16 protein-coding genes are annotated in these 16,768 nt (G+C 56.1%); 6 read left to right on the forward strand and 10 right to left on the reverse strand.

Annotation, left to right across the window (positions count from 1 at the left end; genetic code table 11):
- Window positions 1–214 precede the first annotated feature (214 nt).
- The 3 genes from ACPOL_RS31910 to ACPOL_RS31925 all read right to left on the reverse strand — a co-directional run bounded on the left by ACPOL_RS31910 (window position 215) and on the right by ACPOL_RS31925 (window position 5,029).
- The gene (locus ACPOL_RS31910; RefSeq protein WP_114211399.1) at window positions 215–856 is read right to left on the reverse strand and encodes a M15 family metallopeptidase; all 642 of its coding nucleotides are present in this window, start codon (window positions 854–856) and stop codon (window positions 215–217) included.
- Between the two features lie 343 nt (window positions 857–1,199).
- The gene (locus ACPOL_RS31915) at window positions 1,200–3,803 is read right to left on the reverse strand and encodes a protein kinase domain-containing protein (protein ID WP_114211400.1); all 2,604 of its coding nucleotides are present in this window, start codon (window positions 3,801–3,803) and stop codon (window positions 1,200–1,202) included.
- Between the two features lie 302 nt (window positions 3,804–4,105).
- Window positions 4,106–5,029, reverse strand: coding sequence for a retropepsin-like aspartic protease (locus ACPOL_RS31925; protein ID WP_161557696.1), 924 nt, complete (start codon window positions 5,027–5,029; stop codon window positions 4,106–4,108).
- A gap of 206 nt (window positions 5,030–5,235) precedes the next feature.
- Here ACPOL_RS31925 and ACPOL_RS31930 point away from each other — a divergent pair, with 206 nt between their 5' ends.
- The gene (locus ACPOL_RS31930) at window positions 5,236–7,350 is read left to right on the forward strand and encodes a winged helix-turn-helix domain-containing protein (RefSeq protein WP_114211402.1); all 2,115 of its coding nucleotides are present in this window, start codon (window positions 5,236–5,238) and stop codon (window positions 7,348–7,350) included.
- A 114-nt stretch (window positions 7,351–7,464) separates the two neighbouring features.
- Here ACPOL_RS31930 and ACPOL_RS31935 read toward each other — a convergent pair whose 3' ends face one another.
- A complete protein-coding gene (locus ACPOL_RS31935) occupies window positions 7,465–8,526 on the reverse strand; it encodes a TolB family protein (RefSeq protein ID WP_114211403.1) in 1,062 nt (353 codons plus the stop codon).
- A 113-nt stretch (window positions 8,527–8,639) separates the two neighbouring features.
- Window positions 8,640–9,032, reverse strand: a complete 393-nt coding sequence (locus ACPOL_RS31940) for a hypothetical protein (protein WP_150133226.1) — start codon at window positions 9,030–9,032, stop codon at window positions 8,640–8,642.
- Window positions 9,033–9,086: 54 nt separating this feature from the next.
- Here ACPOL_RS31940 and ACPOL_RS31945 point away from each other — a divergent pair, with 54 nt between their 5' ends.
- Window positions 9,087–10,754 carry a RepB family DNA primase gene (locus ACPOL_RS31945; RefSeq protein WP_236657619.1) on the forward strand — a complete coding sequence of 556 codons (1,668 nt, stop codon included), beginning with the start codon at window positions 9,087–9,089 and terminating at the stop codon, window positions 10,752–10,754.
- Between the two features lie 37 nt (window positions 10,755–10,791).
- On the forward strand, window positions 10,792–11,025 hold the full coding sequence (locus tag ACPOL_RS31950) for a hypothetical protein (RefSeq protein ID WP_114211405.1): 234 nt from the start codon (window positions 10,792–10,794) through the stop codon (window positions 11,023–11,025).
- 113 nt (window positions 11,026–11,138) lie between these two features.
- On the opposite strand, the gene ACPOL_RS31955 is transcribed toward ACPOL_RS31950, so the two are convergent.
- Both ACPOL_RS31955 and ACPOL_RS31960 read right to left on the reverse strand, forming a co-directional pair.
- Window positions 11,139–11,618: a hypothetical protein gene (locus ACPOL_RS31955; RefSeq protein WP_150133227.1), complete on the reverse strand. Its 480-nt coding sequence runs from the start codon at window positions 11,616–11,618 to the stop codon at window positions 11,139–11,141.
- Between the two features lie 101 nt (window positions 11,619–11,719).
- Window positions 11,720–12,490, reverse strand: coding sequence for a hypothetical protein (locus tag ACPOL_RS31960; RefSeq protein WP_150133228.1), 771 nt, complete (start codon window positions 12,488–12,490; stop codon window positions 11,720–11,722).
- A 203-nt stretch (window positions 12,491–12,693) separates the two neighbouring features.
- Here ACPOL_RS31960 and ACPOL_RS31965 point away from each other — a divergent pair, with 203 nt between their 5' ends.
- Window positions 12,694–13,287, forward strand: coding sequence for an IS3 family transposase (locus tag ACPOL_RS31965; RefSeq protein WP_114211408.1), 594 nt, complete (start codon window positions 12,694–12,696; stop codon window positions 13,285–13,287).
- Window positions 13,288–13,654: 367 nt separating this feature from the next.
- Entirely contained in the window at window positions 13,655–14,632 is a 978-nt protein-coding gene (locus tag ACPOL_RS31975; RefSeq protein WP_114211410.1) for an FRG domain-containing protein, read from the forward strand.
- 13 nt (window positions 14,633–14,645) lie between these two features.
- Here ACPOL_RS31975 and ACPOL_RS31980 read toward each other — a convergent pair whose 3' ends face one another.
- The 3 genes from ACPOL_RS31980 to ACPOL_RS35300 all read right to left on the reverse strand — a co-directional run bounded on the left by ACPOL_RS31980 (window position 14,646) and on the right by ACPOL_RS35300 (window position 15,873).
- A complete protein-coding gene (locus tag ACPOL_RS31980) occupies window positions 14,646–14,852 on the reverse strand; it encodes a DUF2188 domain-containing protein (RefSeq protein WP_114211411.1) in 207 nt (68 codons plus the stop codon).
- A gap of 245 nt (window positions 14,853–15,097) precedes the next feature.
- Complete coding sequence (locus ACPOL_RS31985) at window positions 15,098–15,748, reverse strand: HNH endonuclease (protein ID WP_150133229.1); 651 nt, start codon at window positions 15,746–15,748, stop codon at window positions 15,098–15,100.
- A gap of 14 nt (window positions 15,749–15,762) precedes the next feature.
- A complete protein-coding gene (locus tag ACPOL_RS35300; RefSeq protein ID WP_338026814.1) occupies window positions 15,763–15,873 on the reverse strand; it encodes a helix-turn-helix domain-containing protein in 111 nt (36 codons plus the stop codon).
- Window positions 15,874–16,073: 200 nt separating this feature from the next.
- On the opposite strand from ACPOL_RS35300, the gene ACPOL_RS31995 reads away from it, so the two are divergent.
- Window positions 16,074–16,652: a recombinase family protein gene (locus ACPOL_RS31995; RefSeq protein WP_114211414.1), complete on the forward strand. Its 579-nt coding sequence runs from the start codon at window positions 16,074–16,076 to the stop codon at window positions 16,650–16,652.
- The last annotated feature ends 116 nt before the right edge of the window (window positions 16,653–16,768 follow it).

Genomic DNA, 16,768 nt, shown 5'->3' on the forward strand with positions numbered 1-16,768 from the left:
CAACGTGTTTCAGAGCTAGTTGTCGTAATCGTCATCGGACTTGCCAGAGAGCCTGACCAAACGGACAGCCCTGCCCTGCAACCGCATTCAGACAGACGCATCATGTCTTTTCCGCTCGCTGCCTCCACCTCTCCGCCCCAAGGAAGCTTTTGTCCGATAAGCCGGCTATCCGTCAACTTGCCAGAACCTCTGAATCGATTAGCCCAACTTGAACTCATTTCTGCTCCTTGCCCTTCGGCTGTCCCTTCGCCTCGCCGCCTTCTACTGGTTCAGCTGGGACGTACTGCAAGCCTGTCGCCACGTAAGCCCGCTCGAGGACGTTTCCATTACCGCCGAGGGTCGCCTTATAGAAGTGCATGTAGTCGGGCTCTCCCGAGTAAAAGCCTCCCCACGCCCAGCCATGCCGAGCAAAGATCTGAAACGCCTCAGTGTTAGGAGACACTTTGCCCTTGGCATCGTCGCGCTTGGAACGAGCATCGGACCCCTGCGGCCACCAACCCTCCTTCACGTCGTGGAACGGATTGTCGAAGGGATTAAGGTCGACGGCGATGCCGTAGGCATGACCACTCCACTCGGTGGGCGCGTCTTGCGCTTTGCGGCAGTAGAAGCCGACGGTCACATCCTTTTCTGCATTGCCTCCACCAACCTCATAGTTCTCGTAGGGATCGATTTTGTTGATCGGAAACCGAATGTCGTACAGCTCCTGGAAGATCGCGGAGGCTTCTTGGGCGAACCGCTTGTGGATTACCAGCGTGCCCTCATGGGTCAGGTGATCGAATCCGAAATAGGTCAGACGGATCGAGAGCAGATCATCCAGCGGTACGGGACAACCAGGGCTCCATGCTTTCCCGGTCATAGCAATTCGTTCACTGGGGGTGAGAGGCCTGATCTTTTTGCTGAACCTGAACGCTTTGGCCAAAAGTTGCGATTGAAAGAAAGAAGATGGCGGAGCTGCTTCTGAGGCGAAGTCGCAGGTCTCTCATGCAAGTTCTCCAGGTTCTTCGTTTTTTTACAATCATCGCACGGGGCCGTCACCTAGATGTTGTGGACTGATCACTCGCTGGATCACTTACTGACAGTCGAAAGGAAGCCACGTGGACGAAAAGTCGGTAACTCATTCACCTGCCAATCCGGTCGTTCCGCGACTCTGGGATGAGAGCGACAAGCACGACTTCTTTTACCCACCAGGTAGTAGGCTGTCACTTTCTTTCGAGATTTAGAGAGTAGATGTCGGAAGTGCCCAGATCGCGAAGAAATAGCGGCGCACCGGTAGGGTCGATGCCCATCCATCCGCCATCGTTCCCCGCGTAGCGGAAGTCCTTTAGATCGACGACGCGCTCAGTCGCGCCGTCCGCCGCGCGGACTCGAAGTACGGCTGGATTTTCTAGGAAATTCAGAAAGTAGACGTTCTTGCTGTCCGCTGACCACGATTGGTAACCAATAAGCCCCTTATAGGGATTGGACCACCGCTGCGTTTTTACGTCGAAGACGTTCAAGCCCATTGAGTCCATGTGAATTGCAGCGATCGAGCGACCATCAGGGGACCATCTAGGAGCGAACAATCCCGTCGATCCCGGTAGAGTTGATACCTGATCGCTCTTGAGGTCGAAAATCTTCAGGACGCTGTTCGGGTCTTTACCTCCCAATCGGCTGTTCGAAAACACGATCTTCGTTCCGTCCGCAGACCAACTCGGGTCTGTTTCTAGCCCTTTGTCGTTAGGAACGAGTCGTTGCGAGCTGCCTCCATGCGATGGAACGAGGAAGGCCTTTGGACCGTCCTCACCTGAACTATTGACAAAGAGAATTTGTGAGCCATCCGGTGACCATGCCGGCTGCAACGGGCATGTGGGTGGACTGCTCAGTTGAACCCGATCGCTGCCGTCACGTCTCGCGCTCCAGAGTATGCAATCAGGATAGGAAACGTAAGCGATGGACTGGCCGTCCTTTGAGAATGCCACGCTATCCGCCGATAGTCCTCCGAGATATGTTTGGAATTGCTTGGTGTGCGGGTCTAATCGGATCAGTTCGCCATGCCGAATCGAGCCCTGCACGAATATTTTTGTTCCATCCTTGCCTGCAATGGGATTACCCCATTCGATAGGTCCGGTTGTTAACTTCACGGGAGCCGTTTGTTTGCCAGACAGAGACCGACGTTCGTCGCGAGTGAATATCTGCCCGTCCGAATTGAAGTAGAAGAAATGCCCGTCGGACGTCCAGTGCCCACCGCAACAAACGTAGCCTTTCCACCCAGGCAGCAAGGGATGGAGATCGGCTCCTGAGGAGGATATCTCCCACAGTCCACCACTTTTCGAGAACCGAATCGCTTTGCCGTCTGGAGACCAACTGGGGCCATAGCCTCTGCCTCCAATCGAAGCCAGCTTGTGGCCTCCTGTCCCGTCACTTTTGATAAGGAAAAGGTAGCCGTCTGGAGTGGTGTAAGCGACCAGGTTTCCGTCTGGCGACCAGGAGGCGTCTACTCCCGCGGCCAGATATTGGTGTGCTCCACCGAGGATGTTCAAGCTCCAGAAAGGCTGGGAGGGACCGGTACCTGAGTTGAGCGAGAAGACGAGAAATTTGGAACCATCAGGTGAGACATCCGCGAGAAACGGATTCGGCAAGTCGATTTTCAATGGAGAAATATCTCCACCTGCGACTGCGACCTCCGTAATGCCGTATCTGTTTTGAGAGAGATACAGTCTAACGCCGTCCGTTCCATAAACCTCGCCAGCGTTGCCGGAATGGGTAATCTGCGTATACCCGGAGATGCGCAGTAAGGCAGAGTTCCTCTTCACTACCAGATAAAAGGTCACGGCGACGATGGCGGAAATCGTTGCGGAAATGAGCAGCCAGCGCATCCATTTCTGAGACAGGTGCGGGTGCGGGGCAGCAAGCGCGACTGGCGTGGCATTTGACCCTGAGAGTGCTTCGATAGCAAATGCGAGATCGGAAGCTGACTGAAAACGTTGCTCGGGATTTTTCTCAAGGCACCGATGAACGACCCTTTGCAGACCCGGAGGAGCCGTTGGGAGAACCTGCGAGATGGCCGGCGGGTCCTCGTTGAGGATAGCGGTCATGGTCTCGACGTCGGTATCACGATGGAAGGCACGCACCCCGCAGAGCATCTCGTAGAGAACAACACCGAACGCGAATATATCGGTGCGATGGTCGACGCCGTTGCCGCGTATTTGTTCGGGCGACATATAGCCTGCGGTACCCACAATTAAGCCGGGGCTAGTTTGATGAGTGAGCGTCGGCAAATCGCCGTCTGGTGCCGTTCTCGGCTGGATCAACTTGGCAAGACCAAAATCTAATATCTTGATGCGTCCGTCTTTTGTGACGAAGAGGTTTTCAGGTTTTAGATCGCGATGTACTATTCCTTTTTCGTGGGCCGCAGAAAGTCCTTGGGCGATCTGCACGGCGTAATCGATTGCCTTACGCGGAAAAACGGGGGCGAGCTTAAGTTGGCCGCGCAGCGTTTCGCCTTCGAGCAGCTCAGTGACCAGGTAAAGCGAGCCCTGAAACGAGCCGAGCTGGTAAACGGCGAGAATGTTGGGATGGTTCAGTGCTGCAGCGGCTCGCGCCTCCAGTTCAAAGCGCTGAACGCGTTCCGGATTTTGTGAGACAAAGGGGGGCAAAATTTTGATCGCAACTTCACGTCTCAGCGCCGAATCGCGGGCGTGATAGACCTCGCCCATTCCGCCCGCGCCCAGCAAGCCAAGAACCTCATAGTTGTCGAGCCGCGAACCGGGAGGGAGAGCCATAGCAATGCGGATTATACCTACGCGGAAAGCCAATTTTCTCATTGCTTAGCTCGTTCGATGAGTACAACAAAGTCAGGGGTATGAGGAGGTCTCTCTGGGCATCTCGACGATCGTCACGAAGGTAAATCCGTGTCGCGGCTCGGTTAAACCTGCGCGGGGAGAGAGCTCGGAAGCACTACGGGATCTAGTACGCGCCCGCGAAGCAGCCAAGCAGGATCAGTTGCGAGCGCGTCACCGGTTGAGCAAATTCTTGCTGCGCTCCATATTAGAGATTTGGTAATCGTTGAGGCACGATCCCACTTATGAGGCATTGTCAAAGACGTAAGCCCGACAAGGGCGCCGACTCACTTGGGATCAAAAATAATGAAGTGATCCGAATGGGAAACGTAGACGCGCCGAAACAGTATGGTCGACAGTATTCCATCAGCGCCTTCCTCCGGAGGGCTTTGCGCCCCATTAGCTGGCATCACGAAGCGTATTTTCCGAAGGACGCGGGATCCAAGCCTCATGTCCTGGGAAGGCAGGACAACGAAGGCCCTACGCGCCTCGCCTACCTCTAATCCCTGCAGCTTGGCTAGCTTTAGAAGAGGCTCTTCCAATTCCTTGTTGCCCGCGAAAAGAATCTGACCATCACTTCCGGAATCGACCTGGAGCAGGACCGGCCGCCTGCCCGTAGCAGAGAGATTGACGGTAACAACGAGGCGATGAGTGAGAGGCAGGTCAGTTTCGGAGTCCTTTGAGGCCAACAGCGGAATCGGGTCTCCACGAAGCTTCCTTCGCATGAGCTTCGCATCATCTAGGCAGAGTAGTCGGTGCGGATAGTCAATCAAAAAGTCAAAGTGAGCCAGAAAGTTCTCACCTAGCACACCCCGAATGCGCGGATCTGCGGCTTGAATCGGTCCGAGGTCCTGGACGGCAGCCAGCGGTTTGTCAACAGTCAGCAAACCGGTCTGCAGCGAATCGAGAATCACGACCGGAGCGTGAAGAACCATAGAGGTGGTGACCAGGCCGACGGTGCCTTGCGATTTCACCTGAAACATTGTGGCGAGCGCCGGATTTATAACGTTGAGCTGGCTACCCGTATCCACCATGAAATCAAACGGACCCTTCCCGTTAATTTTCACCGGAACAACGAGCAGTGCCCCCGCGACCAAGCGCGGATGCAGACCAGGTGTGTCGGCCGGGCAGTGCGCTTCTGCCCTGGATGTGATTTGAACCATGGGGGCGAGAAAGACCCAGATGGATATACGGAGAAGGTGGGATTTCATGTCGGCCTCCGCTCGCCGTGTGCGAGCCGAAGACGACATTGGCGACTATATGTGGCTACCTCAATCGATTCGGGATAAAATTTTTGTCGATTGATGGATGGAAAAGGTGTTAATAGGCATAACTGCCGGGCATTGTTGAACTTGACAGGTAACGCTTAGGGAGGACCGCGTTCAGCAAAGCTGGCCTGGGATGGGAGGCTTCCTTAATGGTTGAACCACACTTACCACCCCGACTTGTACGCTTCGGCGCGTTCGAGGCAGACTTGCGCACAGGCGAATTGCGCAAGGATGGAGTGAAGCTGAAATTTAGCGGGCAGCCGTTCCGGGTGATGGCCATCTTACTGGAGCGCCCGGGCGAGGCGGTAACTCGCGAGGAGTTGCAGAAACGCCTCTGGCCCGACACGTTCGTGGACGTTGAGCGCAACCTCAATACCGCCATCAACAAAATCCGGGAGGCTCTAGACGACTCGGCAGAGAGCCCGCGGTTTGTCGAGACGCTTCCGCGACGAGGATACCGTTTCATCGCGCCGGTTGAAGCGGATTTTCCCGTGGCGAGCCAGGGCCCCGTCGAACAGCCGATCGATCAACCAGCAATATCGAGGAGTCGCCGCACTCTCCGGTTGGCGATTCTCAGCAGCGCAACCCTCCTTGCTACAGGGTCGGTCCTCTGGTTTTCGGTTCGCAGAACGAGAGAAACGCCGAGAGTCGTGCGCTTCACACCATTGAGTAATGATGGCCAGAAAAAGGCCGGCCCTATTCTGAGCGACGGTGTCCGGATCTATTTCAACGAGATCCTGCCCGATGGCAGGTCCGTGATCGCCCAGGTCTCCGTAAAAGGAGGCGAGGTTACTCCGCTTGTGGTCCCCCTCAAGGCCCCATCCGCTCGTGATCTGTCCCGGGATGGGACGGAGCTTCTGATTGCAAGCGCCGAAGGTATTCCTGCAAGCTCCGAAGGAGTTCAGGAGAGTTCGATTTGGCTTCAACCCGTCGCGGGCGGTTCGCCACTTCGAGTCGGGACTATTCTTGCACAAGACGCCGCATTCGGCGTAGATGGAACCACCATCATCTACAGCCAGGGAAATGATGTGTACACGGCGAACCGCGACGGTTCCTCAACCCAGAAGTTACTCGCGGTCGACCATAGTCCCAGCCATTTCCGCTTTTCTCCCGACCGCAAAGAGCTTCGGTTCTTCACAAGCGCCCACTTCTTGATGAGTGCCGCCGCCAATGGAACGGGTCTTCATACGATGTTCCCGGGCGGTCCTGGAGATTGGACTCCAGATGGGCGATATTTCATCATGGTAAGGCAGGACCCGGGCTATACGACCGGCCATTTTGAGGTCTGGACGTTGCCGGAGTTAAAGACTTTTCGTTGGAGCAAACAGGATAGAGAGCCGATCCGGTTGACTTCAGGCCCCTTCGAATTCTGGTGGCCAACCAGTGGAAAAGACAAAAAGGAAATCTTTACGATTGCATTAGACCCTCGTGCTGAAGTCATTCGTTACGCTTCGCACGATCGCAATTTCGTGCCTTATTTTGGTGGGGTATCAGCAGAAGGCTTGGCCTTCTCGCCAGATGGTCAATGGGTGGCCTATACAACTTTTCCGGATGGGACGCTCTTCCGCAGCCGTGTCGACGGAAGCGAGCGGCTCCAACTTACCTCGCCCCCTATGCAGGTCGTCATGCCACGTTGGTCGCCCGATGGTAAGCAGATCGCTTTCAATGCAACTCTTCCCACGCCCGCAACTTGGAATATATACCGTGTCTCCAGCGCCGGGGGTACGGCCGAACGTCTGCTACCCAGCGAGCAGAGCCAGTTGGATGTGGATTGGTTGCCGGATGGGAAGTCGCTTATCTTCGGTTCCGCTGAGGAACAGGATCGCGGCCTCTATGTTTTGCACCTGGAATCACGGCGTGTTTCGCTCTTGCCTGGCTCAACAGGATTTTTTTCTCCCCACCCGTCTCCAGATGGGAGGTACATCTCGGGCACTACCGTTGTATCTGAGAAGTTGATGCTCTTTGACATATCCGCACAGAGGTGGACGAAGCCGTGTGACTGTACCGTGGGCTATCCTAGTTGGTCGCATGACGGGAAGTACTTGTACTTCCAGTACTATCCTGCTCCAGACAAGGCGTACCGAATCGTTCGCCTCCGGATGAGTGATCGCAAAATCGAGGATGTTGCGGAAATCAGCAAAGTCGGTCGCGTAACCGCCGGCACTTGGGGGGAATGGTTCGGACTCGCTCCCGATGACTCTCCGTTGTTTGCTCGGGACATCAGCATCCAGGAAATCTATGCGCTTGAAATGAAGTGGCCTTAAGAAGGCATTGCAAGCCCTTGCTAAGCCCGTTGTTGCCAACAGTCAGTATGGAGTGACCGGCGCCGATGCGCTGACCGTGGGTTAAGCTGTGAGCGTCCGCAGGACGACCGGGGGCTAATGCAAAGGAATGCGATAGAGATTTCGGCGAACGGTTTCATTCAAGAAGGCGTATTGCCCTGAATTTGGCCCCGGAACGATTAGCTTATCCAGCACTTTAGCTCCCCGTAGGGTCTCCGGGTGATCGGTTGAGTCGACTCCTTCCGACGACAGTGAGGGAACTCCGTTGGCGGCATCAACCTGGAAGAGTACCGTTTTGCCGGTTCCTTTCACGTAGAGGAGTATCGCCAAGACTTTTCCTTGATCTCCCCACACGGCGTCGCACCGATTGTGGCAGATGATGACTGGAGTTCCACCATCGAGTGGGACGGCCGCGAGATCAGGTGCGGCTGCATTTGCGGGCGACGCCCGGCCGACGACTGCCCAGTGTCCGTCCGGCGAAAGCCCATGGCTACCGATGATCGGGTAGGGCAACACTCTTACCCGATCGCTTCCGTCCTCCTTCATTCGATAAAGGAAGTTTGAGCCGCCTTCGGCAGCACGGAAGTAAATGTTGCCGTTCTGGTCAACGTTCGGCGTATCTTCGTTAACGGTCGAGGGAAATTGCCTCGGCGGAGACCCAAGTTCTATGTCCGCTATCCAAAGGTGGGAGTGGCCCGCCCGGTCGGTAGCGGAAAATACGACTCTCTTTCCGTCCGGGAACAAGGCGTATCCGCCCATCAAAATACCAGGCAGCAAATGCTGATTTTCGCCAGTTTCCAGGCTTACGCGAAAGAGCTCTCCACTCTCTAGGTCTGTCAGATGCCCGGAGGCCCCGTGGAGCGGAACGAGGTAGAAGATCGATTGTCCGTCGGACGAAAATCGCGGGTTTGCAGCGTGGCTTGCCGAGGAGAGTTGCCGGTCGCCTTTCGAATCGTGGAGCATGATCGTGCTTTGCACCAACCCTACGGAGGTGATGAACGAACGACCATCTGACGCCATAGCCATGCCTTCCTCCTCGGTCGCGCCGAAGGTCACCTGTTCAGGCTTGCCGTTGGCGAACCGTTGGCGCCAGATGTGAAAGTGGCCGCCGGCATCGGAGCTGAAGTACATCCAGGCTCCATCGGGGGACCACGCCACATAGGTGCACCCTCCAGGGACTCACCGAGGGCCGCGTCCTCGCGAATATAGACACGAACTCTTCCCGTTCGCTCATCAATACGCGGCTCGCCTATGTCGCGATCTCGCGCGCCTCAGAGGACGCCCGCATTTATACCAACGACTCCGAAACGCTGGGGACGCGCCTCGCGACGGAAGTCAGCAAGACCGCCGCAATCGATTTCCGCCAAAACACGGCCGAGGCGAAACAGGCCGCTTCGCCGGCCGCTACCAACCAGTATGCCGATCCCAACCATCGCATCGCGGCGGTCGCCCTCGCCTACGCCGAGCGGCCGGACAGTACCGTCATCGTCGCACCCGACCTTGCCGAACGTCGAGAACTGAACCAGCTCATCCGCTCTGACCTCCAATCCCAGGGGCGCGTTGCGCCCGACAGCGTCGCTCTCATCGTCCATGCCGAGAAGACCCTGAGCGATCCTAGAATCGCCGCCCAGTACACGCCCGGCGATGTCATTCAGTACCGGCAAGCGAGTCCGACCATCGACGGAATACCGCACAACAGCATCGCGACGGTGTTATCGGTGGACGCCAGAAACAATACCCTGACTGTTCAAACTCCAGGCGGAGATGTGGCCACCTACGATCCGCACCTTTCGAGAACGATGACCGCCGAGAGTACCGTCTTTCGTCAGGAGCAGCGCGAAATCGCCAAAGGCGACCGCGTCCAGTTCACCCGTACGGACGCCGACGTTGGCATCCGCAGAGGCGAACTGGGGACGGTTACGGCGATCGACCCGAGCAATCTCGAAGTACGGCTCGACAAAGGTTCGCTCATCAAGCTCACCGCCGACCAGGCCCGCCACATCGAACATGGCTACGCAATCGAGAGCGTCAAGGCCGGAGCTCCGGAGCGAGTCATCTTCACCCACGACGCCGCTCCGGGCGACCGGGAGATCGCCGTGCTCTCCCGAAAAGGCCGCGAAGTCAATCTCTACATCTCCGATGCTCCAGCGGCCAGGAACCAGGAAACCCAAGTCCGGGAATCACCAAGACACCCCCCGCCCGCCCCAGCTGAGACGCCTAGCCAAGCAGTCCCAAATCACAAATTCCAAAGCACCGCCGCCTCTCTCGAACTCCAGCAATTCGAGAAATACCACGACGCCGTGCAGGCCGAGCGTTACCGCGTCACCTCGATCAAGATGCTGCCCGACGGCCAGAACAAGATTTTCATTCTCGATAAGGACAAGCAGACCGGCGTGACCAGAGGCTTCACGCCCGAGGAGATCGCCCAGCGCATCCCGGAGATGCAACGCCTTCAGCGTCGAGGCGAGAATATCTATTACACGCCCCTTTCAGACAACAAGCACCACATCCTGATCGACGACATGAACCGACCTAAATTCGCGAAGCTGATCGCGGACGGCTACAGGCCCGCCGCCCTGATCGAGAGCAGTCCCGGCAATTACCAAGCCATCGTTACCCTGCCCAAGCTGGGAACGCCCTTCGACCGCGAGGTAGCGAACCGCCTGACCGTCGAGCTCAATCAGGAGTACGGAGACCGGAAGCTCTCCGGCGCCATCCATCCGCACCGTGCCCCCGGCTTTGAGAACCGAAAACCCAAGCATATGCGGGAGGACGGTAGCTATCCGGAGGTCCGCCTGCTCAAGGCCGAACGCCGCGAAGACGGCAAGGCGCTCGAAATGACCCGCGCGATCGACGCAGACTATACTCAGCGGGCCGAAAAGCACGCCCGAGAAGCTGGCCAGCGTCACACCGCCGTCGCCTCAGGGCAAGCCAAGGACCTCTCCCAGGTTTACGACGCGCACCGCAACGACATTCTGGCCCGTCAGAAAGGCGACATCGATTACTCCCGGCTCGACAGCATGATCGCGCTCCGCATGAGGGCGACCCACCACGACCGGAGCGACATCCAGGCGGCCATCCTTGACGGTGCTCCGCGTAGCCGCCCCGCCGACGCCAACCCCAATCACCAATGGGAGTATTACGCCCAGCGGACGGCCGACAGCGCCTACACCCCGCAGGCGGACAAACAACTGGAATCTCTTGCCAAGTACGCGAAACACTGGGCGCGGCTCGAAGCGCGCGGGTCGCAGGACGACAATAGCCAGCGCAACCAACAGTTTGAGCCGGCAGCGCTATCTCCCGCCCCTTCCGCAACGACCGGCAACAGCGACGCCGCGCTCATGCCGCCCGAGCGCGTCTCCCACCGGCCGAGGATTCGCCACTAACCAACGCCTGCACCATTGCCAAAATAGGAGGAGAACTATGAACATCGACAATGCCACAGAGACCCGCGAGAGCTGGAGGCCGCTCGAAAACGCCATTGGCCCCGCGCTCTGCAAAGACTTCATGTGGATGGGCCAGGCCGGGACCGTCCAGCTTTACAAGCACATCGACACCCGCCGCTATCTCCTGATCGACTCCGCCACCGGCGCATTTTACGACCAGCAACGCTACCCGCTCAGCCGGGAAGCGGCGCTTGCCTACGCGCTTCCCTAAAAACCGCCGTCCCCTTGGGAGGTCAGCTCTTCGGCGGACTGGACGGCCCCGACTTCTTTTCAAGGCCGCCCCCGGAGGGACGGCCTCGCTGGAAAACGGAAGACGGATTGATCTCATCCGCCGATGCGAACCTCCCGATTGATTTCCTTCCAGGTGGAGGGCACAGGCTCGGGGAAGTTGTACCAGATAACTTCCAAAAGACTAAGACTGCCTTCCGCGAAGTGAAGAAGAACGCTGATGACATCGTTCTTGCCATCCAGGTTTATCCCTAATTCGATCTCTCCCACCAAGCCCTGATGACCACCGAACCGGGGATTCTGTGGTTGAGAAGGAGCTTCTAAAACAACTGAACGGCAGCCGCATCTGCATTCAGCGACTATGAACAGTTCACCTAAATCTACGTCGCTCCACGCCGGATTAGCCAAGACGATCTCGTTTATCCAAGCTCCTTCTTGGGAAGTCGGAGGCCTCCTCGGCACGTTGATGTAGCTACCATGTTCCATGCTCATCTCTTTGTAAACACCGTGGATTATTCTGAGCACACCATTGACCATTTTGCCCCTAAACCCTACGTCCGTTCCGAGTATCTGCAACAGAGCCGCCGAAACTCATGAACGAAGCCGATACTCTACAGCCTTTAACCTACGACCCGCTCAACCCGCTGAAAACAGGGCAGGGAAGCATGGTACGGCTTTCAATGGTGTGTTCTCAGGTCGCCATCGCCAACTTGGTTCCAGTTGACGCAGTTAATCGCGGCAAATTCTACAGGGACAGTTTGGTTGTATCCGTGCCAAGCGCAAAAGCGATACCAGTGCGGTCCGAACTGATCAAAATACTGCACTATGCCAAAGACAGCCAAATAAGATCTTCCTGCCCTCAAGTCTTCTAACTCTTTTGGCGAAAGAAACCTATTTTTGTAGTTAACTTTGTCGAGCAGAGGAATATCCAGAATCGCGACCTCCATTGGAAAAATGGGATTGTGAAGCAGTTGCGTCCTAGCCTGACTAAGGTTTAAAGAAGGGGGATTTCCAGCATTAATTATCTCGAATACCCCTTCACTAAAGCTGGTGCTTATTATGCTCTTACCAATATTGGTGAGAGTAGCTTCTATCACCGGTGTTTGGTCAGATTTGAGATTAGTGGGGAATTGATAGTTAACCTTTACCCACGCCCGCTCGTCAACTTGGAAATTGTGCCGGAGATCGTGCCACTGGAGATAGGTTATCCCCCCATAAAAAGTAACGATCACGAGCGTAAGAATTTCTATAACGAGGCGTATTTTGTCGCGGATTGCAGTCTCTTTACAAGCGGCATTTTCCTGTTCCTGGTCAAGAGGGTGACTCTTTGTCAGTATTTCTCCAGTCACTCTTGCGTCGCCGTTCCAGTGGCAAAAATGTTTCTCGGCGGCCCCCTTATCTGGATTGGAATGGCCTCGATTGCCGGCTCGTTTATTTTGGCTTGACATAAGACCTAGTTTGGTAAAACACGGATTCTACAAAGGCCGTTAAAGCACCTGAAGAAATCAAAATCGATTAGATTCCCTACAATATTCGCACGATCAAATGCATCGTTGTGGACGAAAATTAATTCGACGCGGGTTGCGACAGCTGAGCTTGCCCCCGGGAAACGTCTCTCCTAGCGAGCTGTTGTAATTGCGAAGAGGAGACTTTGGTGCAGAAGTTGACGCGTCGGCGGTACACGTTGGAGTACAAGCAGGAGGCGGTTCGTCTGGTGGGGCGCAACTTCACCGTGGCCCCGGCGAACACCGTCTGGGTGGGCGAGATGACCTATATCCCCACTCGGGAAGGCTGGCTGTACCTTGCCGTAGTGCTCGATCTGTTCAGCCGCCGCATCGTGGGCTGGGCCATGGGTGCAACGATCGACTCGGCGCTGGCCTGCGGCGCCCTCGACATGGCGTGGCACAGCCGCTCGGCCGCCGCGGGCCTGATCTTCCATAGCGATCGCGGAAGCCAGTACGCAAGCCGTTGCTACACGGACCTGCTTGCCGGGCATTCAATCAAGGCTTCCATGAGTCGCAAGGGCAACTGCTGGGACAACGCCTGCTCGGAGACCCTGTTCGGCTCACTGAAGGTTGAGCGGCTGCATGGCATGGAGTTCAACAACCATAGGGAGGCCAAGGACGCGACGCTCGAATGGCTGCTCAGGTACAACCGGTCGAGGATGCACTCGACGTTGCGCTACTTCAGCCCAGCACAGTTCCAGCAACAAGCACTCGCTTCACCAATCGCTCTCGCAGCCTGACCGCGAAGGCGCAACCGCAACTCGACGAAAGTCCAAAACCAGTACGCTTATGAGAGACGCGTTCTTGATGGAACACGCGCGCTAATCGAAGCTAGTCAAGCGCCAGGCGGCGGTCTTCAATCTCACGCGTGACATCTGCGGCAAGGTATGCATCGTCGAACGCGCTTTCGGCATTGGCGCTTGTGCGCTCGCGGAGGCCGTCGCGCTCATCGATGAAAGGCTCACACTTCAGACTGCTTGACCCACGGATGGAAAACGCCCCAGATGCCTCCGCGATGACTTTCAATCTTGCAACAGGGCCGTTGAGATCTATGATCAGAAAGACTCAGACAGCTTCGCAGCTCTTTGTGCTGCACTGGCAGGCCGCATGTTGAAGAAACGCACGAAAACACCTGTCCCGCTTCGATCGCTGACTGACTTCATAGAAGAATTCGATCGGTACTTCTCGGGTTCGACCCAACTGAAATGCTATCGAGGCCAGCGGGATGCCTCTTGGCCGAATGTAGCCGGTATATTTCGCCCTGACGCCAAAGAGCTTCTTGAAGATGAGAAAAGGGCAGTTCGAAGACTGATCTCAGTGCAGCCTCATGAGTTTGCGTCGGACGAAACCATGTTCGACAAGCTCGTTCGGATGCAGCATTTTGGACTGCCAACTCGATTGTTGGATGTTTCGCGTAATGCAATGGTGGCGCTCTTCTTTGCGACGGATGCAGGCCCCATCGACAGCAAACCGAGCGACGGTCTGGTGACCGCGTTTGCTATTCCGCCGGAACTTGAGAAGTACTATGACAGCGACTCTGTAAGCTGCATTGCCAACTTGGCCAACATGACTGCCGAGGAGAAGGCCAAGCTTTTTCAATTGAAAGAGACGCTGACCGAGGATCTATCAGAAGCTCGCACCATCGAACTCTTCAACCAGAACGACGTGGTGCAGCGACTCCTTCAATTCATCCGAGCCGAAAAATCATACTTTAGGCCGATCATGAACCCCGCAGATTTGTTTGTGCCGTATTTTGTCCATCCAAAAATGAGCAACCGACGAATCCTTGCGCAGTCCGGGGCTTTCATCCTCTACGGCTTTACTCCGCCCCAGACGATGTTCTTTCCCTATCAGATCGACCCAACCTCATTTACTGTTCCCCACGATGTCAAACGCTCCATTCGAGAGGCGCTCGACAATATTGGCATCAACGAAAGCACGTTGTTTCCAGAGATTGATAAGGCTGCGGCTTGGATCAAGAACAGCTACCCAGGTAGTTCGGCATCGGGCACGACTATGCAAAAGCCCACAACTGGAATGCACCCAATGCGAGCGTTATGGAATCTTTTTAGGACGAGTAGGTGATGCACCCTCGTTCCTAAACCTTCCTCCACTTGTCCCTGCCGCCAACACTAGTGTCGCGGACTCGCTCAACGAGAACGGCTGAATCCGGGTTGATCTCACGAGCTCGCTCAATCGCCGCAGCCTGGGTCGGAAGGACGTCGCTGGCTCTTTCCGAACCCGGTTTTCGCACCGCGTAATCGCCCTGTTCGCGCCTTTCGATAAACAGTTCATTCTTTGCCATGGAATCCTCGCGTTTCTACGGATCGGATACACCGCCAAGCATAATTGTACGGCTACACGACTCGAGTTGTCCGATTGAGCCGACAAAGCGCGCCCGAGGGTCGCGTTGAGCTTGTCCCTCGCTTTCCAGGCTATGGAACACCTCTTTTCCCAAAAGTTGTTGAACAAAACCGAAGAGCAACCTTCCCAACGAACTACAAGTCATGCAAATGGCCACTGCGCTCCACCTAAGGCGGATGCTTTTTATTAAGGCAACCGGAAAACCAGGCCCGTCGCCGGCCGCCGAGGATCGCAGACCCCACCATGCGCGGTCGGATCGATGGCAGCGATCTGTTGTTTGTGCCGCAGCAACTCCTCCGCCTGAACCGAACCGGTGTAGCTCTTGCCGCTTCGCTTCCGCGCCAGAATCGCCTGCGTCGAAGTCACAAGCTCAATCGGAAGCGAGAGGCCGTCCTTGCCAATTTCCAGAGGCGTCATCTCAGTCTTCCACCTCACCGGAAGCTTTAACTGCTTCATAGGTCTCGGTAATTCCATGTCCAACGGCAGATACAGCTGTTCCATGCTCTCCTGATGCCTCTCCCGCCACAAGATCAGAAGCAGCGGAGTCATCTCCCCGAGAACCATCTGCGTACGCTCCACAATCGCATGGCATCCCCTGCAGAGCGTAATCATCAAATCCAGCTTGGAAACACCTGGCACCCTGTGATGGACGCATAGTTTGCGCCTTTCCAGATTCGGACAGGCACGGCATCGGCGCCCATCCCGATCCAGAACCACTTCGCGCAGGCCGCCGTAATACTCCTCGTCCTGGCGTTTCATCGAGTAGCACGACGAGCACAGTCCGAGCGCGAGGATCTCCGAACGCCCGCATGGACAGAAGATTCCGCGCTGTTTCATCGGCCGCTTATCCTTCATGCTTTCCTGCCCCGACTCAAGTACATATAGACTGTGTTTCTTGACACTCCCAGCTCTTTCGCGAGCATCGCCTTCGACTCGCCCGCTGAGATTCGTTGGAGAAGCACGGCGGCCTGCGCTGCGGGACGAACCGATATGCGGCTAAACGGATAATTGATAAACCAATATACTCGAAGCCGTGTCCGTAAGACGATCCCTCAACGGACGTTCTGCGGAAGATCACCGGTTCGCTGAAACACAGTAAAGCTTGTCTCATTAACCTGGTACGGTGATATTCTCACACAAGGCCCGCCAAACGTTACACATTATGCCAAAAACTCTCATAGGTTACGCACGATGCTCCACGGACAAGCAGGACCTCACCGCCCAGCGGGAAGCACTCACCGATTTAGGAGTTGCGGCGGACCGAATTTATGTAGATCACGGGTTGACCGGAACGAACCGAGCGAGGCCAGGGTTGAACCAGGCGCTTGCCGCTGTTCGCAAGGGAGACACGTTGGTCGTGCCGAAGTTGGATCGACTCGCCCGTTCGGTGCCCGATGCGCGGTCCATTGCAGATGAGCTGGCAGACCGTGGTGTCACCTTGGCTCTTGGACAAAACCGCTATGACCCTTCTAATCCCATGGGCAAGATGTTCTTCAACATCCTGGCCACCTTCGCCGAGTTTGAGTCCGATCTAATTCGACTGCGAACCCGAGAAGGTATGAAGATTGCTCGCGCAAAAGGCAGACTCCGCGGCAAACAGCCGAAGCTCTCAGACAAACAGCAGAAGGAGTTGGGCCGTATGCATGGAACCGGCCAATACACGATCAGCGACTTGGCGGAGTTGTTTTCTATCTCTAGGCCGACGGTGTACCGGACGCTCCTTCGTTCTGCTCAACCGTAATGTGTTTCTCGATCAGTCGGAAGCACAGTGGCCTGTTCGCTTGAGTGCTCGGTGAGTGGTTTGGCGATAATGCGCAAGCTGAGACCTCCGCAACTTCACATGTTCGAGAGCTGGTC

The sequence above is a fragment of the Acidisarcina polymorpha genome, from assembly GCF_003330725.1.
In the GTDB taxonomy this organism is placed as follows: Bacteria; Acidobacteriota; Terriglobia; order Terriglobales; family Acidobacteriaceae; genus Acidisarcina; species Acidisarcina polymorpha.